At 69.7% G+C, this 20,163-nt stretch carries 21 protein-coding genes; 11 read left to right on the top strand and 10 right to left on the bottom strand.

Features of this window, described 5'->3' with window-relative positions; all coding sequences use genetic code 11:
• Window position 1: 1 nt before the first annotated feature.
• Entirely contained in the window at window positions 2-1,402 is a 1,401-nt protein-coding gene (locus AC1DMQ_RS01410; protein WP_477031764.1) for a hypothetical protein, read from the bottom strand.
• A 249-nt stretch (window positions 1,403-1,651) separates the two neighbouring features.
• On the opposite strand from AC1DMQ_RS01410, the gene AC1DMQ_RS01405 reads away from it, so the two are divergent.
• Both AC1DMQ_RS01405 and AC1DMQ_RS01400 read left to right on the top strand, forming a co-directional pair.
• Window positions 1,652-2,233, top strand: coding sequence for an SH3 domain-containing protein (locus tag AC1DMQ_RS01405; RefSeq protein WP_477031763.1), 582 nt, complete (start codon window positions 1,652-1,654; stop codon window positions 2,231-2,233).
• A gap of 217 nt (window positions 2,234-2,450) precedes the next feature.
• Window positions 2,451-4,058, top strand: coding sequence for a serine hydrolase (locus AC1DMQ_RS01400; RefSeq protein ID WP_477031762.1), 1,608 nt, complete (start codon window positions 2,451-2,453; stop codon window positions 4,056-4,058).
• 30 nt (window positions 4,059-4,088) lie between these two features.
• Here AC1DMQ_RS01400 and AC1DMQ_RS01395 read toward each other — a convergent pair whose 3' ends face one another.
• The 3 genes from AC1DMQ_RS01395 to AC1DMQ_RS01385 form a co-directional block, all read right to left on the bottom strand.
• The gene (locus AC1DMQ_RS01395) at window positions 4,089-4,691 is read right to left on the bottom strand and encodes a TetR/AcrR family transcriptional regulator (protein WP_477031761.1); all 603 of its coding nucleotides are present in this window, start codon (window positions 4,689-4,691) and stop codon (window positions 4,089-4,091) included.
• A gap of 84 nt (window positions 4,692-4,775) precedes the next feature.
• On the bottom strand, window positions 4,776-5,423 hold the full coding sequence (locus AC1DMQ_RS01390) for a TetR/AcrR family transcriptional regulator (RefSeq protein ID WP_477031760.1): 648 nt from the start codon (window positions 5,421-5,423) through the stop codon (window positions 4,776-4,778).
• Complete coding sequence (locus AC1DMQ_RS01385) at window positions 5,420-5,689, bottom strand: CC0731 family SpdR-regulated protein (RefSeq protein WP_477031934.1); 270 nt, start codon at window positions 5,687-5,689, stop codon at window positions 5,420-5,422. Before AC1DMQ_RS01385 ends, AC1DMQ_RS01390 begins: the two co-directional genes overlap by 4 nt.
• 293 nt (window positions 5,690-5,982) lie before the next feature.
• Here AC1DMQ_RS01385 and AC1DMQ_RS01380 point away from each other — a divergent pair, with 293 nt between their 5' ends.
• From AC1DMQ_RS01380 to AC1DMQ_RS01370, 3 genes are all read left to right on the top strand, one after another.
• A complete protein-coding gene (locus AC1DMQ_RS01380) occupies window positions 5,983-6,180 on the top strand; it encodes a twin transmembrane helix small protein (RefSeq protein WP_477031759.1) in 198 nt (65 codons plus the stop codon).
• A gap of 79 nt (window positions 6,181-6,259) precedes the next feature.
• Window positions 6,260-6,838: a cob(I)yrinic acid a,c-diamide adenosyltransferase gene (locus AC1DMQ_RS01375; protein ID WP_477031758.1), complete on the top strand. Its 579-nt coding sequence runs from the start codon at window positions 6,260-6,262 to the stop codon at window positions 6,836-6,838.
• A gap of 3 nt (window positions 6,839-6,841) precedes the next feature.
• Window positions 6,842-7,618 (top strand): DUF3658 domain-containing protein, encoded by a 777-nt coding sequence (locus AC1DMQ_RS01370; protein ID WP_477031757.1) that lies wholly within the window; start codon window positions 6,842-6,844, stop codon window positions 7,616-7,618.
• Between the two features lie 15 nt (window positions 7,619-7,633).
• Here the strand turns inward: AC1DMQ_RS01370 and AC1DMQ_RS01365 are convergent, their stop codons facing one another.
• Window positions 7,634-10,594 carry a VIT domain-containing protein gene (locus AC1DMQ_RS01365; RefSeq protein WP_477031756.1) on the bottom strand — a complete coding sequence of 987 codons (2,961 nt, stop codon included), beginning with the start codon at window positions 10,592-10,594 and terminating at the stop codon, window positions 7,634-7,636.
• A gap of 74 nt (window positions 10,595-10,668) precedes the next feature.
• Window positions 10,669-10,944 (bottom strand): hypothetical protein, encoded by a 276-nt coding sequence (locus AC1DMQ_RS01360; RefSeq protein ID WP_477031755.1) that lies wholly within the window; start codon window positions 10,942-10,944, stop codon window positions 10,669-10,671.
• 177 nt (window positions 10,945-11,121) lie between these two features.
• Here AC1DMQ_RS01360 and AC1DMQ_RS01355 point away from each other — a divergent pair, with 177 nt between their 5' ends.
• The 3 genes from AC1DMQ_RS01355 (at window position 11,122) to AC1DMQ_RS01345 (ending at window position 13,556) form a co-directional block, all read left to right on the top strand.
• Window positions 11,122-11,664, top strand: a complete 543-nt coding sequence (locus AC1DMQ_RS01355) for a SecDF P1 head subdomain-containing protein (protein WP_477031754.1) — start codon at window positions 11,122-11,124, stop codon at window positions 11,662-11,664.
• A 204-nt stretch (window positions 11,665-11,868) separates the two neighbouring features.
• Entirely contained in the window at window positions 11,869-12,615 is a 747-nt protein-coding gene (locus tag AC1DMQ_RS01350; RefSeq protein WP_477031753.1) for an electron transfer flavoprotein subunit beta/FixA family protein, read from the top strand.
• A complete protein-coding gene (locus AC1DMQ_RS01345; protein WP_477031752.1) occupies window positions 12,615-13,556 on the top strand; it encodes an electron transfer flavoprotein subunit alpha/FixB family protein in 942 nt (313 codons plus the stop codon). Before AC1DMQ_RS01350 ends, AC1DMQ_RS01345 begins: the two co-directional genes overlap by 1 nt.
• Before the next feature lie 71 nt (window positions 13,557-13,627).
• Here AC1DMQ_RS01345 and AC1DMQ_RS01340 read toward each other — a convergent pair whose 3' ends face one another.
• Together AC1DMQ_RS01340 and AC1DMQ_RS01335 are read right to left on the bottom strand one after the other, a co-directional pair.
• Window positions 13,628-13,843, bottom strand: coding sequence for a hypothetical protein (locus tag AC1DMQ_RS01340; RefSeq protein WP_477031751.1), 216 nt, complete (start codon window positions 13,841-13,843; stop codon window positions 13,628-13,630).
• 110 nt (window positions 13,844-13,953) lie between these two features.
• The gene (locus AC1DMQ_RS01335; protein ID WP_477031750.1) at window positions 13,954-14,085 is read right to left on the bottom strand and encodes a hypothetical protein; all 132 of its coding nucleotides are present in this window, start codon (window positions 14,083-14,085) and stop codon (window positions 13,954-13,956) included.
• Between the two features lie 128 nt (window positions 14,086-14,213).
• Between AC1DMQ_RS01335 and AC1DMQ_RS01330 the strand changes: the two genes are divergently transcribed.
• Entirely contained in the window at window positions 14,214-15,092 is an 879-nt protein-coding gene (locus AC1DMQ_RS01330) for a LysR substrate-binding domain-containing protein (RefSeq protein ID WP_477031749.1), read from the top strand.
• A gap of 1 nt (window position 15,093) precedes the next feature.
• Here the strand turns inward: AC1DMQ_RS01330 and AC1DMQ_RS01325 are convergent, their stop codons facing one another.
• Window positions 15,094-15,546 carry a MarR family winged helix-turn-helix transcriptional regulator gene (locus AC1DMQ_RS01325; protein WP_477031748.1) on the bottom strand — a complete coding sequence of 151 codons (453 nt, stop codon included), beginning with the start codon at window positions 15,544-15,546 and terminating at the stop codon, window positions 15,094-15,096.
• 84 nt (window positions 15,547-15,630) lie between these two features.
• Between AC1DMQ_RS01325 and AC1DMQ_RS01320 the strand changes: the two genes are divergently transcribed.
• Window positions 15,631-17,172, top strand: a complete 1,542-nt coding sequence (locus tag AC1DMQ_RS01320; RefSeq protein WP_477031747.1) for an FAD-dependent oxidoreductase — start codon at window positions 15,631-15,633, stop codon at window positions 17,170-17,172.
• An 18-nt stretch (window positions 17,173-17,190) separates the two neighbouring features.
• On the opposite strand, the gene AC1DMQ_RS01315 is transcribed toward AC1DMQ_RS01320, so the two are convergent.
• Window positions 17,191-18,915 carry a glycoside hydrolase family 9 protein gene (locus AC1DMQ_RS01315; protein ID WP_477031746.1) on the bottom strand — a complete coding sequence of 575 codons (1,725 nt, stop codon included), beginning with the start codon at window positions 18,913-18,915 and terminating at the stop codon, window positions 17,191-17,193.
• An 89-nt stretch (window positions 18,916-19,004) separates the two neighbouring features.
• On the opposite strand from AC1DMQ_RS01315, the gene AC1DMQ_RS01310 reads away from it, so the two are divergent.
• Window positions 19,005-20,156, top strand: a complete 1,152-nt coding sequence (locus AC1DMQ_RS01310; protein ID WP_477031745.1) for a serine hydrolase domain-containing protein — start codon at window positions 19,005-19,007, stop codon at window positions 20,154-20,156.
• Window positions 20,157-20,163: the final 7 nt, after the last annotated feature.

Here is a 20,163-nt window from a genome sequence, read left to right as displayed (position 1 = left end):
CCTAAGGCGACGTCGCCACCGCCCACGAGAAGTCGGTGTGGGTCGTCTGGGTGGTGAAGTAGTTCGGGTCGGTGAAGAAGGCGATCGGCTTCTTGTAGTCGGCCGGATAGGGCTGGTCGTTGCCCACCACCGCCACGCCGTGGCAGCTCATGCAGTTGGAGGTGATCCCGGCCGGGATGCCCGGAGAGGTCTCCAGATAGGGATTGAAGCAGACCTGCATGGTCGTGCTGCCCGGGGTCGTCGTCTGGTCATAGGCCGTGCAGGCGGCGTAGTTGGTCCACGGCCCCGTCAGCGCGGCCGGCTGGCCCTGCTTGCTGCCCGGGAAGCCGTTGGGCGTGTCGCCGCCGGGCTGCCACCAGAAGGTCTGCCAGGTCCAGAACGGGATCTCCTTGGTGTTGACGTGCATGGCCAGCAGCACGGCGAAGTCGCCTTCGGCCACCGTCTTGCCGGTAGCCGCGGCGAAGTTCTTGGCTTCCGAAGCCGACAGCCGCACCGCGTAGAAGGTGCTGAGCGGCGCCCACTGGAAGGTCTTGCAGGCCGTGCCCTGGGTGCTGACGCTGGCGATCTCGGCCGGGGTGGCGGGACGGATCGGACCGGTCCCGGTCGGCGAGATCAGCATGCAGCTGGTCCAGGTGCTCTGGGTCGGATTGGTCGGATTGGTCGAGCCCGACGGCCCCTGCCACAGCGGCTGGATAGTCAGGCCCGTGGCCTTGACCGTGCCGAACACCGGCTTGGTCTCGATCGCCCGGATCGGGAACTCGTTGACGCCCCGGTTCTGCGGCGTGGTCCCCGTCGGCCACGAGGCGTTCAGCTTATTCAGGCCCGCCTGGGTGTTGTAGGCGTAGGTCCCGCCGTTCGGTCCCGGCTGCGGGGCGTCGATGAAGGTGGCGGCCTGCGGGTTGAACTTGTTGTCGGCGGTGACGTCGGAATTGCCGAAGGTCCCCAGGGCGCCCAGCTTGACGCCCTTGGTGTGGTGGAACTGCAGCGGCGCGGCGAAGTTGCGGATCACGCGCGGCTTGGCCAGGCGCGCCTCCAGGGTGACGCCGTTCGTGCCGGCGGCGACGGCCGCCTGGTTGGTGGGGAACACGTCGTTGGGTCCCGCCCAGGTTTCCCAGATCGGCAGCATCTGGCCGTTGAACGTCTGGCCCGAGGCCGCGCTCATGCCCTGCCACAGGTCCCAGGCGTGGCCCCGGATGGCGGCGGTGTCGCCGGCGGCGATCCAGGCGTTGATCGTGGCGGTCGGCACCGGGAAGGTCGGACTGTCGGGCAGCGGCACGGGGGTCACCACGCCCGAGGCCTGCGCCCCGACCTGGCCCTCCGTCTGGGTCTTGGGGCCGTTGTCGCAAGCCCCCGCGGCCAGGACCAGCATCGCGGCGGCCGCTTTCAAACCGATGTCGCGCATGTGCGCCTCCCCTGAACCGCGGCGCTCTGACGGCGCGCGCAAGGGTAGTAACGACCGCACCGATACAATCGTCAATAGCAAGACGCGCCAACACCCTTATTGCGAGACCCTCGCAGTTCGGCGCGATCGCGAGAAAATTCGCACATGAACGAAATCTGTCGGCCGACCTGTCGACGCCGTTCAGCTTCACCTTGTCATGGTGTGTCTCAAGGGGCCGACGGCTCCTGACCATTCAAAGGGACGAAGACCATGACCAAGACCATCAAGACCTTCACCAAGACGATCGGCCTGGGCCTGGCCATGACCGCCACCGCCCTGACCATGGCCGCCGCGCCCACCACCGCCAGCGCCATGTCCCAGAAGCTGGGCGGCGTCATCGGCTGCAACGCCTCGGGCGGCAAGCAGGAAGCCGGCGCCGTGATCGGCGGCCTGCTGGGCGCCGTCGCCGGCAACAAGCTGGCCAAGAACGACCGGGGCACGGGCACCGCCATCGGCGCCGTGGTCGGCGCGGGCGCGGGCTCCTACGCCGGCTGCCAGATGCAGAAGAACCGCGCGGCCGACAACGCCGGCGGCGTCTACACCAGCAACGGCATCCGGGTGTCCAACGCGGTCGACGCCTCGCCGATGACCAAGATCAAGGGCAAGTACGTGGCCCGCTCGACCCTGAACCTGCGCAGCGGAGCCACCACCCGCGCCCAGGCGGTGGGTTCGGTCCAGGCCGGCGAGACCTTCCAGGCCCTGGGCCGCACCGGCGACGGCAAGTGGATCCTGGTCGGCCAGGACGGCGTCGGCGTCGGCTACGTCTCGAGCGCCTACGTCTACCGGGCGTAATCAACGACTGGGGACAGGCCCATGGGCCTGTCCCCGACGGGGCCGCTTAGCGTCAGGCCCCAGTACGGCAAGCCCGTCTGCTCCCCCGGCAGGCGGGCTTGTTGCTGTTTGGGGCGCTCAAAGAAGAACCCTCTCCCAGCGGGAGAGGGTTTCTCGACCTTGCCCCGACGCAACGGCTAGGCTTGAGTACGCCCCTGACTTCATTCGAGACGCTTCCATGATCGCCACGACCCGCCGCGCCGCCCTGTTGTCGGCCTTCGCCAGCGTCGGCGCCGCGGCCCTGGCCAGACCCGCCTTCGCGCGGCAGACCGGCAAGGCGGGCGCGGCGGTCGACCAGTTCGCCCAGGAGGTCATGGCCGCCTTTCCCGACGAGCCGGGCCTGGGGATCTGCGTGGTCGAGGACGGCGAGATCACCCTGGCCAAGGGCTATGGCGTGCGCCGCCTGGGCGGGCCCGACAAGGTCACCGACTCCACCCTGTTCGGCGTGGCGTCCAACACCAAGGCCTTCACCGCCGCCGCCCTGGCCATGCTGGTCGAGGAGGACAAGGTCAAATGGGACGATCCGGTCACCAAGCACCTGCCCAATTTCCAGATGAGCGACCCGATCGTCACCAAGCTGATGACCGTGCGCGACCTGCTGTGCCACCGCTCGGGCCTGACCCTGGGGGCCGGCGACCTGATGATCTGGCCCAACCCCACCCACACGCGCGCCGACATCGTGGCGGGGCTGAAGTACCTGCCGATCGGCGGCCAGTTCCGGGGCGGCTACGCCTATGACAACGTGCTGTACGTGGCCGCCGGCGAGGTGATCGCCGCCGTCACCGGCGCGCCGTGGGAGGTGTTCATCCAGAAGCGGATCCTGGACCCGCTGAAGATGACCGACAGCGTGCCCCTGCCCTCGCTGATCGGCGACCGGCCGCGCGCCGAGCCGCACGCGCGGATGGGTCCGCCGGTGCGGGGCCTGGGCCCGCAGACTGTGCTGCCGTTCGACGGCAGCTTCGACTCGGCGGGCGCGGCCGGCGGCCTCAACGCCAGCCCGCGCGACATCGGCAAGTGGATGCAGGTCCAGCTGGGCCTGGGCACGGCGCCGGGCGGGGTCAAGCTGTGGACCGAGGCCTCGGGCCGCGAGATGTGGAAGCCCCAGACCATCACCGCCTGGTCCGACGGCCCGACCGCCGACAACCCGGTGCGCGCCAGCCTGCAGGCCTACGCCCTGGGCTGGTTCGTCAACGACCATCGCGGCGAGAAGATCGTCTGGCACACCGGCGGCCTGGCCGGCTTCATCTCCTATACCGGCCTGCTGCCAGGCCGGAAGTCGGGGATCATGGTGATGACCAACGCAGAGGAGAACACCGTCTTCCGCTCCCTGCGCTACGGCGGTCCCGACCGGCTGCAGGGCCGCAGCGACTTCGACTGGATCGCGTCCAGCCGCAAGGTCCAGGCCGAGGCCGACGCCAAGACGGTCAAGGACGCCGCCGAGGCCATGACCCCCAAGGGCGGCGGGGCGGCCCCCACCCTGCCGCTGTCGGCCTATGTCGGGACCTATCGCGATCCCTGGTACGGCACGGTGACGGTGGCGATCCTGCGGAAAGGCAAGAAGACCTCCCTGAAGATCGCCTTCGACAAGACCCCGGCCCTGCGCGGCGCGCTGGAGGCCTTCGACGGCGACACCTTCAGGACCCGCTTCGACGACCGCTCCCAGGAGGACGCCTTCGTGGTGTTCACGGTGAAGGACGGCGCGGTGACCGGCGCGACGATGCGCGCGGTCTCGCCGCTGGCGGACTTCTCGTACGACTATCAGGATTTGAAGCTGGCGAAGCAGTGACACCCTCTCCCGGAGGGGAGAGGGTGAGATCTAGCCCACCCGCCATCCCTGCGCGATGAACTGGATCTGCTTGTCCATCATCGCCGAGAGCTCGGTGGCCGTCGCCCGGCGGCAGGCGGCCATGCGGTAGTTCCAGGCATAGGCGGCCTTGAGCACGTCGACCGCCGTTTCGGGGTCGAGGTCGGGGCGGACGTCGCCGCGTTCCATGCCGCCCGTCAGCACCTCGCGCAGCATCTGGGTCAGGGGCTCGTTGCGCCCGTAGGGCGTGACGCCGGGATCCTGGCTGGGGCTGTAGGACGCCGCGATGTGGGCCAGGAACAGCTTCACCCGGCGGGTCTCGAACTCGTAGTGGATGGCGAAGATCGAGCCCAGGCGATCGGCCGTCGAGCCGCGCAGGAACGGCACGACGCGGTCGAACTCGGCATAGAGCTCGCCCAGACGCTTATCCATGACATGGCTGAGCACCTCCGCCTTGGAGGCGAAGGTGGTGAAGACGCTGCCGACCGAGACCCCCGCCCGTTCGGCGATCGCCCGAATGGTGGTCTCTTCGTAGCCCGTCTCGTTGAACAGATCGCGCGCGGCCTCGAGGACCTTCTCGCGCGTCGCCTGCTTTTGCTCGTCTCTTACGCCCACGCACTGTCCCCCCGGATAGGCTGCGTCGCTCTATTTAACCCGACGGCGGACGCTCCGACAAAGAGCGTCCGCCCTCGGTCGTGATTACGCGCGCGCGCCCGCCAGGATGACTTTCAGTTGATCCGAAAGTCGCGACAGCAGTGCCTCGACCGACCAGGCGTCGAAAATCGCCCGGCGATAGTTGGCGACATACACGTCCCAGATGATCTCGGCGAGCAACTTAACGTCGGCGTCACTCTTCAGTTCATTACGTTCGACACCGCGGGTCAGCACGCCGTTCAGCAGGGCGAAGATGTGCTTGAGATGACCGCGATTGCGGCGCTCGGCGGTTTCCGAACGGGTCCAGGACACGGCGATGCTGGCTTGCAGGAGCGGCAGCTGGTCGACATGGAAGCCGTAGGCGACGGCGAACATGCCGATGACGCCTTCTTCCACCGAGACGGCGGCCAGGCTGGCCTGCTTCATCTGGGCGTAGATGACTTCGTAGTCGGCGGTCAGGATCTCGTCGAACAGCTCGCTCTTGTCCGAGAAGCTGGCGAACACCGCGCCCGTCGACATGCCGGCGGCCTGGGCGATGTCGCGGATGGTCGCGCCTTCGTAGCCACGCTCGGTGAACAGGCGGCGGGCGGCCGACAGGACGCGTTCGCGGGTGCGCTGCTTGGCCAGGGCCCGGCGCGTCAGCTTGACGGGGGCGTCGGTCGGCGACTCGATGTTCAGGGATACAAAGCTCATGCGGTAGTCTCCAGGCGAGCAAGCGCGGCTTCGGCGCGTTGCTCGAATTCATTGCAATATTCGTCGACGACGCTGGTGAGGATGTCGGCGTAGCGACGCGCCAGGGCGCGCCCATCCTGCGCGGCGTCGCGCAGGTCGATGATCAGTTGGCGGACTTCAGCCATGGCGTCTTCGCGCTCGGACGCGGAGAAGTCGGCGACGGCGATGCGGGCGCTCTGAGCCAAACTGTTTTCTCCTGCCTCCCCGCTGAAAAAGGGCGCTGACATGACCTGCGGTGAGGAGTTGATCATGTTCAACGAACGCGTACTGGAATTTGAAGGTGGCGCGTTTAGCCCGTGCTGCAAGGGCGCGCAACCAAAAAACCGAACCAAAATCACCGAACAGCAGCGTTTCTGTCATGTATGGTACCGTTAGCGCCGGGTCACTGCGACAAATGCACTCAACGAACAGAGTCGGCGAATCTTGATATGGAACCCGCTTGTTCGCCGGCGCCGACCATGCCTTTGGATTCGGCCGACGCTCTGGCCAAGCCTGGGGCGAGCGCCTACCTTTCGCCCCCATGAGTCACCTGTTCGATTTCCTGATCCCGATCACGCTCGGCGCGGTCCTGATCACGCTCTGCTTCGGCATCTACGCCCTGTTCCGGGGCGGCGATTTCGGACGCTCCTATTCCAACAAGCTGATGCGCCTGCGCGTGGCGCTGCAGTTCCTGGCCGTGCTGGTGCTGTGCGCCGCCTTCTGGTGGAAGCAACACTGACCGCAGGCTCCCTCAATGGGCGAGCCCGGCGGAAGGTTGCGCGATAGGCGCTAGGGCAAAACGCCACAGAGGAGCCCCGATGGTCACCCTGAACCGCATCTACACCCGCACCGGCGACAAGGGGCTGACCCGGCTGTCGACCGGCCAGCCGGTCAGCAAGGCCTCCCTGCGGGTCGAGGCCTATGGCGGGGTCGACGAGACCAACGCCTTCATCGGCGTCGCGCGCCAGCACACCAAGGCCGACGCCGAGCTCGACGCCCTGCTCGAGCGCATCCAGAACGACCTGTTCGACCTGGGCGCCGACCTCGCCACTCCCGAGCAGAACGAAAAGCCCGAGTGGGAGCCGCTGCGGGTGGTCGACAGCCAGGTCGAGCGGCTGGAGCGCGAGATCGACGCGATGAACGGGAGGCTCCAGCCCCTGAACTCGTTCGTGCTGCCCGCCGGCAGCCCCGCCGCCGCGGCCCTGCACGTGGCCCGCACCGTCTGCCGCCGGGCCGAACGCAAGCTGGTCGAGCTGATGGCGACCGAGGGCGAGATCGTCGGCGAACCGGCCCTGCGCTACCTCAACCGCCTGTCGGACCTGCTGTTCGTCGCGGCGCGCCGCGCCAACGACGACGGCGCGGCGGATGTGCTGTGGAAGCCGGGGGCGACGCGGTAGGGCATGACCGCCCTGCTCCACGTCATCTTCTCGCAGTCGGCGGCGCCGGATCTCCAGCAGGCGCTGTCCCTGGCGGGGCGCCCGGATGAGGTCACGTTCTGTCCCGACAACTTCAGCTTTGGCCCGATAAATCCAGGTGATCAGGCCCAGCGCGAAGCCTGGCTGGGCGACGTCCTGAACCTGGATCCCCAGGGCTTTGACACCGACGAACCGTTCTGGCGCCAGGCGCTTGTACGCGATCGCCCGTTGGTCGCCTGGACCTCGACGCGCGTGGCCCAGGAGAGGGCCGGCTTTCTGGAGTGGGTCTGGCGGCTGGGCGACGCGCCCTGCGCGGTGATCGATCTGTCGGAGACGCGCGTCGGGCCCGATCCGGCCATCCTTGGCCTGCTGGACGCCGAGAAGATCCTGGCCGCTGGCCTACTGGATCTCGCACGACCGCTGGAGCCAGCCGAACGCCGCCGGCATCACGAAACCTGGCGACGTCTACGAAGCGAGAACGCGCCGTTGCGGACCATCCAGGGCGGCGAGCTCGCCTCCGCTCCGCTGGAGGTCTTCGATCAGCGGCTCGTGTCGCATGTCACCGACGATTGGACCCGGGCGGCGCGCGTCATCGGCGGCGTCCTCGCCGAGGCGTTCGACGACCATGTCTTTCAGGCCAACGACTTCGTGCTGATGTCGCGGCTTCGCGCCTTGATCGAGATCGGAGCCGTTGAAGCCCGCCCGTTTCCGCACCCCACGGGCTTGGAAGGTCCCTGGGCGCAGGAGGTCCGCTTGCTCTAGGCCGGCGGTCGCCCCCTACTTCCCCTTCCCGATCACGAACCGCCCGACCTTCATCGCGCCGTTGTCGCCCTTCTTCAGCTCGATGGTGAAGGACTCCTGCTTCTCGGTCGGGCGGCCCCAGTCGCGGAACAGGCGCACGCGCACGGTGCTGGGACCGTTGGGGTCCAGCACGTCCGAGGCGTAGACATTGACCTGCAGCACGTATTCGCCGTTCGGAGCGCGGCGCAGCAGGTATTCCTCGGGTCCGAAGCCGGCGGTCATGTCGTTCGACAGCCGCCCGCCGATCTCGGTGGTGGGATTGCTGTAGATCGCCTGTTCGCCGGTCGGCTCATCGACCCACAGGTCCATGTCGGTCTTGTCGGTGTTCCACTCCAGCACCGCGCGGATGTCGACGTCGAGCAGGGCCACTAGGCGCGGGTCGAGCACCGACTGGCCCAGGCCCACGGCCTTCATCCGGGCGACCAGGTGGTTGACCTCCATCAGGGCGACCACCTCGATCCCGTCATAGGCCTCGTCCCAGGGCCGCACGATCACCTCGTTCAGCAGGCTCAGGGCCCGGCGATAGTCGGCCGCGCGCGCCTTGCCGGTCGCGCCGTCGCCGCGCGCGATCAGGGCCAGGGCCAGGTCGCGGCGGGGCTGGGGACGGTCGGGCTCGAGGAACAGGATCCGCTCGCGCAGCCACACCGCCCGGTCCAGCGCGCCGTAGGCCTGCAGACGGTCGGCGACGATGATCATCGTCTTGCCGTTGGCGCCCGGCACGTCGAGGGCGCTGAGCACCACCCGCGTCGCCTCGGCCTTGCGTCCGGACCGGAACAACTGCTCGGCGACGTCGAAATAGAAGGCCGGGGCGTCGCCGTATTGTTTCTCCAGCTCCGCGTAGCGGGCGCGCCATGCCTCGGCGGGCGCGGCGGCCAGGGCCTTCAGATAGGGCCGGTCGGGATTCCACTCGGCGGCCTCCACCGTGATGCGGTCATCCTCGGGCGCGTCGTCGGGAAGAGCCTGGATGCGGGCGGCCGGCGCGTTCTGAGCATGGCCGCCGCCGCTCCGCGCGGCGGTCACCGCCACTTCCTGGACGTCGGCATCCGCCGCGTAGCCGTAGGCGGGTGACGGCGGCGGAGGGGGAGGCGGGGGAGGCGGCGGCGGCGAGAAGGCGACGGGCGGCGGCCCGTCCTGCCGCTTGTGGCGTCCCCAGCGCGACTTCGCCGGCGTATGGCGCTGCGACCACCAGAGCTTCTGCTCGTTCCAGGCCTCGACGATCTCATCCAGGCGCGCCGCCCGGTCCTCGGCCTCCTCGGTCTTTCGCTCGATCAGCTCGTGGCGGTAGTCGTCCTGCATCTCCTGCCCCGCCGAGGCCGGCGGCGCGACACCGGCGTCGACATAGTCGTCGACGTCTTCCAGCACCACGAAGCTGGCCTCCTCGGTGGCCACGTTGTAGCGCCGCGCCAGGGCCAGGGCCTCGTCGCGGTCGGGACGGTCGGTGGCCAGCAGGGCGGCGACGGCCTGGCGTCCCCACAGGACGCCGACGCCGTCGAAGGCGTGGACCGGACCGCCCAGCGGCAGGGTTTGCGCAACGCCGGCCCCGGCGAACTTCAGGGCGCGGGCGGCCGGGGTCTTGCCGATGATCCACCAGCGGCCGCTGGGGCCGGCGACCAGGCGATGCTCGACCGCCTGGCCGTCGTCGGCGGTCAGGGTGAAGGGCGGCGGGCCGACCGAGGTCAGGCGCGCCAGGGCGGCCTCGGCGTCGATCGCCGACAGGTCGACATGCGTTCCGCCGCCGCGCTCGGCCAGGACCGACAGGAAACCGCGATCGGCGTCCTTGGCGCTGGACAGGGCCAGGGTCCGGCAGGGCGGCGGCTTGGCGGCCCAGCCGTCGACGGTCATCCGGCCGTCGGAGACCAGGATGCAGGTGTCGGCCCCCGAGGACGAGGCGCCGGTTCCCGCCGTGAACAGGCCCCGCAGCGAACTGGCGCCGCCATAGGTCATCGCCTTCAGCGCCGCCTCCAGGGCTTCGCCCGTCGGGGCTGACAGGGCGAGCGCGCGGGGCGTGTCGTCGGCGAAGCTCACCAGCTCGATCGAGGTAGGCTTGGCGGCCTCGACATAGCGGCGCAGCACGGCGATCTCGCCCTTCAGGTCGTCGTCCGAGCGCGAGCGCGAACGGTCCCAATAGACGCGCAGCCGGCCCGCCGCGGCGGCGTGGGCGTCGAACGGCAGCCGCAGCTCGAAGAACCGCTCGCCGTTGGCGTGGCGGCTCAGCTCCAGCGGCCCGGCCGCGCGCCACGGGCCGACCTTCAGCCCCTCGGACAGGGCGACATCCTTGCCCGCCATTGAGGCCGTCACGCCGTCGCCCAGGCCATTGGGGCTCCTGGACCAGGCCTGCGGGAAACCCTTCGCCGTGACGACCGGCGGGGCGGCGGCGCCCAGCACGGTCACGCTCGCCCTGTACTCGCCCACGACCGCCTCGCTGGACAGCGGCAACGCGAAACTGCCGTCGGCGGCCAGGGGGCTGACATAGCTGAGGCGGATGGTGCGGCCTCGCCCCGGCATGATCGGGTAGACCTGGGTGTGGAAGTTGTTGTCGGCGGTCACCTCGGCCAGACCCGGGTCGATCCCGGCCCGCACGCGGCTTTCATAGACCAGCCGCGCCTGGCGCTTGCCGGTCAGCACCCCGTCGACCATGCCGCCGTCGACGTCGAGGGCGTAGCCGTTGACCACCGCCCCGGCCGGCAGGGCCAGGGTGAAGTCGCCTTCCATGATTTGCGGGGTGGCGTTTTCGAAGCGGGCCTCGATCGTGGTCTGGGCCAGGCCGCCCGCCAGGGTCGTGGTGACGTCGAGCTTGGCGATCCGCAGGGCCTTGTCCTGGACCTGGCCCGTCTCGACGCCGCGAGGCCGGGCGATCAGCACCGGATTGGCGGGCTCGGCCGCCCGCGCGCCGACGCCGGACAAGGCCAGAACGGCCGCGACCAAGACAAGCTTCATGGCTTTTCGCCTCCCCTTATTGGGTGAAGCTTAGGCCGGTATTACACGTGTAGACAAGAGGTGGCGGCAGACGCCTACTTCTTCGGTGCGTGCTGGGCCCGGGGGCCTTCCATCCGGCTGGGATCGGTGTTGATCGGCGGCAGCTTGGGATCGGGCCGCATCGTGATGATGTTGAGCGGCGTGATGGTCGCGCACTTCAGCCACTTGCCGGCCCAGGCGTGGTCGGCGCCCTTGGCCTCGCAGCGGGCCTTCGGCCACACCCAGACATAATGATAGCTGAACACGCCCAGGGCCCCGATCAGGAACAGGCCCAGGAAGATCAGCTGCAGGCGCTTGATGTTGCTCTTCATGGGGCGCCTCATACTGGTCCGCCGCGAAGCTGGCCAGAGGGTTCTGCGCCGCCGCGCCCTTGCGCCGCGCCGCGCCAATCCGCCGGCTCGTCAATCCGCTGGCCCGCCCGACGGAAATCCCGCTAAGCTTCACCTTGGACGATACGCCGCCGCAAGGCTCGCCCCGGGGGAAGAACGATGAAGACGCCGATGCTCGCCCGGCTCGCGCCCTGCCTGGCGCTGGCCGCCCTGTCGACCGCGTGCGGACCGGCCAGCGAACGGGTCGAGCTGCCGGCTTGCGCCGACCCCGCCGCGACCTCGCGCGTCAATTTCCGCATGGTCGTCGAGCGCGAGAGCACCGATCCCTATCCCGGCGCGGACATTCTCCAGGACCTGCAAGGCCGGCCGCTGACGGTCCAGCGAAAGATCGCGATCTCGGGCCGGGACATCGTCAGGATCGCCACCACCTTCGTCGAGACCAAGCCGGGCCTGGCCGTGAAGTTCGACGACGAGGGCGCCGCGCAACTGGCCAAGACCACGAGCGTCCCCGGAGGCGGCCGGCTCGCGCTGGTGTTCGACGGAACGGTCCTCTCGGCGGCGTCGTTCAAGACGCCGGTCACCGGCGACGCCATCGAGATCACGATGGCCGTCCTGCCGCGGGAGGCGGAGGTGCTGGCGGAACGGATCAAGGCGGCCTTGCCGGACTGCGTGGCGCCGACCAAAACGCCGCCAAAATCCTGAGCCTCTCGTCCGGCCGAGACGGCGTCGGATCGACGGCTTAAGTGTGCAGCGCAGCAGACGTGGACGATCAAGTATCGTACAAGCGTTTGAACGTGGCGGACGTTTATGCGTTACGCTTACGTCAGGGGAAACTTGCAAACCTGCCCGGACGCGGTAAGTCCGTCGGCGCAGGCAGGAAAATTAGCCAGGAGGCGGCGTAGACCGATGAAGGTTCTGGTCCCGGTCAAACGGGTTATTGATTACAACGTGAAGGTCCGGGTGAAGCCCGATCAGACCGGCGTCGACCTGGCGAACGTCAAGATGTCGATGAACCCCTTCTGCGAGATCGCGGTCGAGGAAGCCGTTCGGCTCAAGGAAAAGGGCGTCGCGACGGAAGTCGTCATCGTCTCCATCGGCCCGCAACAGGCGCAGGAAACCATCCGTACGGCCCTGGCCATGGGCGGCGACCGCGGCATCCTGATCACCACCGACGCCGATCCCGAGCCGCTGGCCGTGGCCAAGCTGCTGGCCGCCGTGGTCGCTGAAGAAGCGCCCCAGCTGGTCCTGATGGGCAAGCAGGCGATCGACGGCGACAACAACGCCGTGGGCCAGATGCTGTCGGCCCTGCTGGGCTGGCCGCAAGCCACCTACGCCTCGGCGATCGAAGTCTCGGGCGCGACCGCCAAGGTCACCCGCGAAGTCGACGGCGGCCTCCAGACCCTGGACGTCGACCTGCCGGCCATCGTCACCGCCGACCTGCGCCTGAACGAGCCGCGCTACGCGTCGCTGCCCAATATCATGAAGGCCAAGAAGAAAGAGATCGCGGCCAAGACCGTCGCCGACTATGGCGTCGACATCACGCCGCGCCTCAAGGTCGTCAAGGTCGCCGAGCCCGCCAAGCGCTCGGCCGGCGTCAAGGTTGAAACCGCCGCCGACCTGGTCTCCAAGCTCAAAACCGCGGGGGTGCTCTAATGGCCGTTCTCGTCGTCGCCGATAACGACAACGCGCACCTGCGCGATGGCACCCACAAGACCGTCACCGCCGCCCTGAAGCTGTCGGGCGACGTGGACGTGCTGGTCCTGGGCAAGGGCGTGGCCGGCGTCGCCGCCGAAGCCGCCAAGATCGCCGGCGTCCGCAAGGTGCTGGTGTCAGAGAGCGACGCTCTCGGCCACGGGATCGCCGAGGCGGAAGCCGATGCGGTGCTGGCCCTGGCCGGCAATTACGACGCGATCCTGGTTCCGGCCACCTCGGGCGGCAAGAACTTCGCCCCCCGCGTCGCCGCCAAGCTGGACGTCGCCCCGATCAGCGAGATCGTGGAAGTCGTCTCGGCCGACACTTTCGTTCGCCCGATCTACGCCGGCAACGCCCTCGAAACCGTCCAGACCTCGGACGCCAAGAAGGTGATCACCGTGCGTCCGACCGCCTTCGCGGCGGCGGGCGAAGGGGGCTCGGCCCCGGTCGAGACCGTCGGCGGCGCCGACGCGGGCAAGACCCGCTTCGTCAGCGAAGAGATGGTCAAGTCCGACCGTCCGGAACTGGCCGCGGCCAAGATCGTCGTCTCGGGCGGCCGCGCCATGGGCTCGGCCGAGGAGTTCCAGAAGGTGATCGAGCCCCTGGCCGACAAGCTGGGCGCCGCCGTCGGCGCCTCGCGCGCGGCCGTGGACGCCGGCTATGCGCCGAACGACTACCAGGTCGGCCAGACCGGCAAGGTCGTCGCCCCGGCGCTGTACATCGCCATCGGCATCTCGGGCGCCATCCAGCACCTGGCCGGCATGAAGGACAGCAAGATCATCGTCGCCATCAACAAGGACAGCGACGCCCCGATCTTCCAGATCGCCGACTACGGCCTGGTGGCCGACTACAAGACCGCCGTGCCCGAACTGATGGACGCCCTGACGGCGGCCGGTAAGTAAGGCTTTCGCGACTTGCGAACAGAGAAGGCCCGGGAGCGATCCCGGGCCTTTTTCTTTGTCGCCTCGCCCATTTACGGGTGGGGAGAAGCGTCCGTGCTCTCCCGCCGTCTCGCCGCCGTCTTCGCCTTGCGCCAGATCCAGCGGCTGGCCCAGACGAAGGCGATCAACAGCGTCAGGGGTCCGAACAGGTCCACGCAGACCTCGTGGACCTCGCGCCAGCCCGCATAGTGGCTGATCACCCCGCCGATCCACCAGATCGCCCAGCACAGATAGAACGCGGCCTTCATGACGCCTCCGACAAGCCTCGCCGGAAAAAGCGCGGGAGCCGTCGAGGCGTTCCGCTCCAGGGCTGGGGACAGGCGCGTGCGCCTGTCCCCGATCGTGCGTTCCGCCTTCCCTACCGCGGGCTGTGGATCGGCGCGCTGGCCGACCACGGCTCCTCAAGGTTGGGCAGCGGGGCCGACAGCTTGTCGATCGAGGCGAACAGGAAGGTCAGCACGGCGACGCCGGAGATCAGAAGCAGTTTCATCGGAGCACCTGTGAGCGTTGGTTTCGGCCTCAGCGGCCTTGCACAGGTAAAATGGCCCTATGGAACACGCTTTACGAACGATGATATCTAAGCGAACTTGTCAGCCTGACTAACAAGCCACGAGCCCCATGCGCCTGCCGCCGTTCCTGACCCTGACCGCCCTGGAGGCCGCCGCCCGGCATCGCAGCTATAGCCGCGCGGCCCGCGAGCTGTTCGTGACCCACGGCGCGGTCAGCCAGCAGATCCGCAAGCTGGAGGACGAGCTGGGGACCAAGCTGTTCGTCCGCCAGGGCAACGCCATGGTCCCCACCGCCACCGGCCAGCGGCTGGCCGACCAGGTGACGAGTGCTCTGGCCACCCTGCACGCCGGGGTAGACGACGCCCGGCTGGCGGCGCGCGGACCGCTGGTGATCAGCAGCGGCGCCGCCTTCGCCAGCCGCTGGCTGGTCACCCGCCTGGAGCGGCTGGCGCGCGAGACCGACGAGCCCGACCTGATCGTCCGCGCCGAGGACCGCGTCGCCGACCTGGCCACCGACGGCGTCGACATCGCCCTGCGCTTCGGCCTGGGCGAATGGCCCGGCGTCGAGGCCGCCACCCTGATGATCGAGCGGATCTTCCCGGTCTGCAGCCCCGACTTCCTGGTCCGCCATCCGATCAAGGAGCCGCGCGACCTGCTGGACGTGCCGCTGCTGCGCCACGTGGGCCTGCCGTGGGCGATGTGGCTGACGGCCATGGGCGTCGACGAGCCGCCGCGCCAGCAGGGCCTGGGCTTCGAGGACACCGCCCTGATGCTGGACACCGCCGCCCACGGGGTGGGCGTGGCCTTGGCCCGCAGCGGCTTGGCCGAACGCGACCTGCGCGAGGGCCGCCTGGTCCGGCCCTTTGTCGGCGAGGTCGGCGTCGAGACCGGCAACCACTTCGTCTGGCGGGCCGATAGTCCCAAGCTGGCGCGGATCCTGAAGCTGCGGGACTGGTTCCTGGCCGAGACGGCGGAACTTAGGGGGTAGCCTAGTCCCTCCCCTCGGTCATCTCGCTCATCCCGTCGGCGAACTTCCGCATCAGCCGCACCAGGTCGTCGAAGTCGCCCTGGCTCCAGCCGTCGAACAGCGCCAGCGCCATGCGCCCCCGCGCCGCGTCGACGGCGTCGGTGGCGGTCTTGCCCTTGGGGGTGATCACCGCCTCGCGGACCCGGCGGTCGACCTGGCCGGCCCGGCGCTCGACCAGGCCCAGCTCCTCCAGCCGCGCCACCTGGCGGCTGACCGTGGTGTGGTCGCGCCCCACCCGTCCGGCCAGGTCGACCACGCCGATCGGCCCCAGCCGCTCGACCAGCACCAGCAGCGGGAACAGGGCGCGCTCCAGCGCCAGCCCCGCCGCCTCCAGCATGGCGGCGTCGTTCTCGGGCCGGTTCATCGTGCTGGCGATGTCGACGAGCGACCGGTGCAGCTCGGGCAGGGATCGCAAGATATGTGTATTTTGCACGGTTTTTGTTGACATGGATCCAGGCGTCGAAATATGTGTGCTGAATACACACATATCGAGGCAGCCATGAACAAGCAAGCTTCCACCCCACAAGCTTCCACCGAAGTCCTGATCTGCGGCGCCGGCGCGGCCGGACTGACCCTGGCGATCGACCTGGCTCGACGCGGCGTGTCGCTGCGGCTGATCGACAAGCTGCCCGCTCCGTTCGCCGGTTCGCGCGGCAAGGGCATCCAGCCCCGCACCCTGGAGGTGTTCGAGGACCTGGGCGTCGTCGACCGCCTGGCGGCCGTCGGCGGCCCCTATCCGCCGCAACGGATGCATAAGGCCGACGGAACCACGGTCGACAGTCAGGAGATCGCGCTCGCCGCGCCGACGCCGCAAGAGCCCTACCGCACGCCCCTGATGGTCCCGCAGTTCCGCACCGAGGCGGTGCTGCGCGAACGCCTCGCCGAGCTGGGCGGCGCGCCGGAATACGGCCGCGCGCTGACGGGTTTCGACCAGGACGCCGAGGGCGTCACGGCCACGGTCGCCGGGCCGGACGGGGTCGAGACGATCCGCTGCCGCTGGCTGGTGGGCGGCGACGGCGGCCGCTCGTTCGTGCGCCACGCGCTGGACATCGGCTTCCCCGGCAAGACCCTGGGCGTGCGGGCCGTCGTCGCCGACATCGAGCTGGACGGCCTGACGCGCGACGTCTGGCATCGGTCCGGCGAGGGCGACATGGATCGTCAGATCGGCTTCTGCCCCCTGCCCCACACCGACCTGTTCCAACTTCAGGCGCCCATACCCCTGGAGGGCGAGGTCGACCTGTCGACCGCCGGCCTGCAGGCCTTCGTCGACGAGCGCTGGACGCCCGGCGGCCTGACGGTGGGCAAGGTCGCCTGGGCCTCGGCCTACACCATGAGCGCCCGCCTGGCCGATCGCTACCGGGTGGGCCGCGTGCTGCTGATCGGCGACGCCGCCCACATCCACCCGCCGACCGGCGGCCAGGGCCTGAACACCAGCGTCCAGGACGCCTATAATCTGGGCTGGAAGCTGGCGGCCGTGCTGGCCGGCGCGGCCGACGCCCTGCTCGACACCTATGAGGAGGAACGCCGTCCGATCGCCGCCGGCGTGCTGGGCCTGGCCGCCGGCCTGCTGGACAAGGCCGGGCAGGGCGACATGAAGCGCGGTCGCGAAATGCACCAGCTGGACCTGGGCTACCGGTTCTCGTCGCTGGCCCTGGACGCCGTCCGATCGGAAGACGCCCTGCAGCCGGGCGACCGCGCGCCGGACGGCCTGCTGCGCGGCGCGGGCGGACGCCCCGTCCGCCTGTTCGCCCTGCTGGCCGGTCCGCACTGGACCCTGCTGGCCCGCGTGGCCGATGGGGCGCTGCTGCCGACGCCCCGCCCCGGCCTGCGCGTCCACGCGATCGGCGCGAACGGCGAGCTCCAGGACCCCGACGACGCCCTGGCCGCGACTTACGGCCTGGCCGAAGGCGAGCTCGTCCTGATCCGCCCCGATGGCTATGTCGCGGCCCTGGTCGCCGCCACGGAGGGCGCGCGACTGGAGGCGTATCTGGCGGAGGCGGGCCTTGCCGCCGCGCAAGAGGCTCGGGCGCGAGCGGCCTGAAACTAGGGCAGAGCCGCCCTACAGCCCCAGCAACCCCGTCGCCAGCAGCAGGGCCGCGTTCTCGCTGGTCTGGCCTTCGTTGGACGCCCAGGAGCCGTCGTTCTCGCAGGCGTCGACGAAGCATTTGGCCGACGGGGTCCCGGCCTCGATCAGCGCCTTCAATCGGGGATCGGCGCCCGTCAGGCCCGCGTTGGGGCCGCCGCTGGCCCAGCCCGGCATGACGATCCCCCAGACCCGGCAGGTCCAGTGATAGGGCCGCCGGGTGGCGCGCTCGCCGTGGCCGGTGACGAAGCCGTGGTCCAGGGCGTTGCAGCCCAGGGCGTAGTCGACCAGGCGCTGGGCGGTGTCGCGACCGCCAGCCTCGCCCAGCTCGGCGGCGAACAGGCAGATCACGGCGGTGTTCAGCGCCACCTCGACCGAGCCCCAGGTGTAGGCCTCGGGCCGGATCGTGAAGCCGTAGGGGTCCTCGGCGACATGGGCCGCGATCGCCTTGGCCGTCTCGACGATGGCGGCTCGCGCGACGGCGCCCGCCTCGCCCTCCGCCCGCGCCAGGCTCATCACGCCCAGCAGCTGCGGGCCTGGCCAGAAGAACGGGAACACGCCCAGTTCCTGGATCGCGGCGTCCGCCCGCGCGCCCAGGGCCGGATCACCGGTCGACACGGCCATCTCGCAGACGGCCCAGAGGATCTCCTGGCGCGGATCGGGATCGGTATAGGCGTAGTCGTCGTGCAGGACCTTGGGGTGGGCCTCCAGCCAGGTCCAGGCCTTCAAGCCGGCGGCCTTGCAGCGGGCCGCGAAGGTCGGATCGAGCGGGGCGAACACCCGGGCGGCCTGCAGCATGGCGCCGACGAACACGCCCGCGTCCAGGCTGGACGCGCCCTGGGCGACGCGGGGATGCGGATCCCGCTCCGGCGGCTGGCCCCAGGCGTAGAGGCCCTTGGAGTCGACCTTGTGCAGCACCGAGCCGTCGGGGTTCTGCATCCTCAGCAGCCATTCCAGACCCCAGCGGGCCTGCTGCAGCAGGTCGGGCAGGCCCGGCCAGGTCTGGGGCACGTCCAGCCTCAGCCGCGCGGCCGGGGCGTGCCGCAGGACGTACAGCCACATCATCTGGCTGACGCTGATCGCCGCCATGTGGGTCCATTTGCCGAAGTCGCCGGCATTGTACCAGCCGCCGGTCAGGTCGCGGGTTGCGCCGTCGACGACCAGGGACGCCTCGCTGAGATGGCCGGCCGCGTGCCGGATCCCGGTCACCGGGTCGTCCAGCGCGACATTGGCGCGGATCAGGAAGAAGGCCCGGGCGGCGTCGTGGACCAGCGGCCCGTAGAGGCCCTCGGCGACGCCGAATGGATGGGACACCGCCATGCCCACCTTGACGCGATACCGGCCGGGCGTGGTCAGGGCCGAGAAGTCGCCCGTGCGCACGTGCTCGCCCGCCGTGACGGTGATGTCGTGCACCTTGCCGTCCAGTCGGCCGGTGAACACAGGCTTGCCCGTCAGGGTCTCGACCGTGAAGGCGCGCGCCGCCGCGTCGCCGGCCGCGACCGGCAGAACGAACCGCTTCGACGCCTTGGGCAGGAAACCGAGCTGGTTCAGCCGGGGACCGACAGCCGCCGGCCCCTCGGCCCAGGTCCGCCCCGCCGCCACGACACCCGGCGCGGCCGCCATCAGGCTCCGCCGCGTGATCGATTTCCGTCGGCCCGACATCGCCGCCTCCCCCTTTTGGCCAGCCAGCAGCTTGGCCATGGCTTGACCCGTCTAGGGTCGATCAGACAACAATCCTGGGTGGCAAGTACAGCACGGATGCTTGCGCCTCTTCCTCGGCTGGAGCCGCCATGCCCTTCGTCACCCAACGCCGCCTCGACGAGGCCCCCGACGCGATCTCTCGCCGGACCGTCGTCGGCGGACTGGCGGCCGCGCTTGTCGCCTCGGTTTCGGTCGTCCCAGCCCTGGCGCGCGCGCAAACACCGCCGCCCGAGCGCCTCGGCGACGCGGCCCTGGCCGACGCGATCGACGGCTGGCTGGCCGACGCGGGCCAGGACTTCTCCGGCGCCGTGCTGGTGGCCCGCCGCGACCGCGTGATCCTGACCGCCGTCCGGGGCTTGGCCGACCGCGAACGCGACCGCCCCAACCGCCTGACGACCCGCTTTCGCGTCGGCTCGATGGACAAGATGTTCACCGGCCTGGCGATCATGCAGTTGGTCCAGGCAGGGCGGCTGGACCTTCACGCGCCGCTGGCGACCTGGTTGCCGGACTATCCGAACGCCGCGGTCGCGCGGACTGTCACGCCGCACCATCTGCTGACCCACACCGGCGGCGCCGGCGATATCTTCGGTCCCGAATTCGACGCCCGCCGCGACAGCCTGCGCACCCTGGCCGACTACGTGGCCCTGTTCGGCGCGCGACCGGCCGAGTTCCCGCCGGGGACGCGGTGGGAGTATTCCAACTACGGCTACATCCTGCTGGGACGGATCATCGAGGCGGTCTCGGGCCGCGACTATTACGACCACGTGCGCGACCACGTCTTCGTCCCCGCCGGCATGACCGGAGCCGGGTTCGAGCCGGAAAGCACCGTCGTCCCCGACCGCCCCACGGCCTACGCCAAGACCGAGGCCGGCGCCGTCGTCCCGGCCGAGGGATTGCCCTGGCGCGGCACCCCGGCCGGCGGCGGCTACGCCACCGTCGAGGACTTCCACCGCTTCGTCACGGCCCTCTACGATGGACGCCTGCTGGACGCCGGCCACCGCCGGACGATGACGGAGGGTCGTGTCGAGGGGGTGTCGGGCATGCTGTTCGGCTACGGCTTCGCGGTCTATCCCGGCGCCGTCCCGCCGATGATCGGACACAACGGCATCGCCGACGGCATGAGCGGCGACCTTCGCATCCTCGGCGACGGCCAAGTGACGATCGCGGTCCTGGCCAATGTCGCGCCGCCCTTCCTGGCGGGGAAGCTGGGCAAGTTCATCAGCGCCCGCGTGACGATCTAGGCCGGCA

The sequence above is a fragment of the Caulobacter sp. 05L422 genome (assembly GCF_056397765.1).
This window is presented reverse-complemented; position numbering and strand designations above follow the sequence as displayed.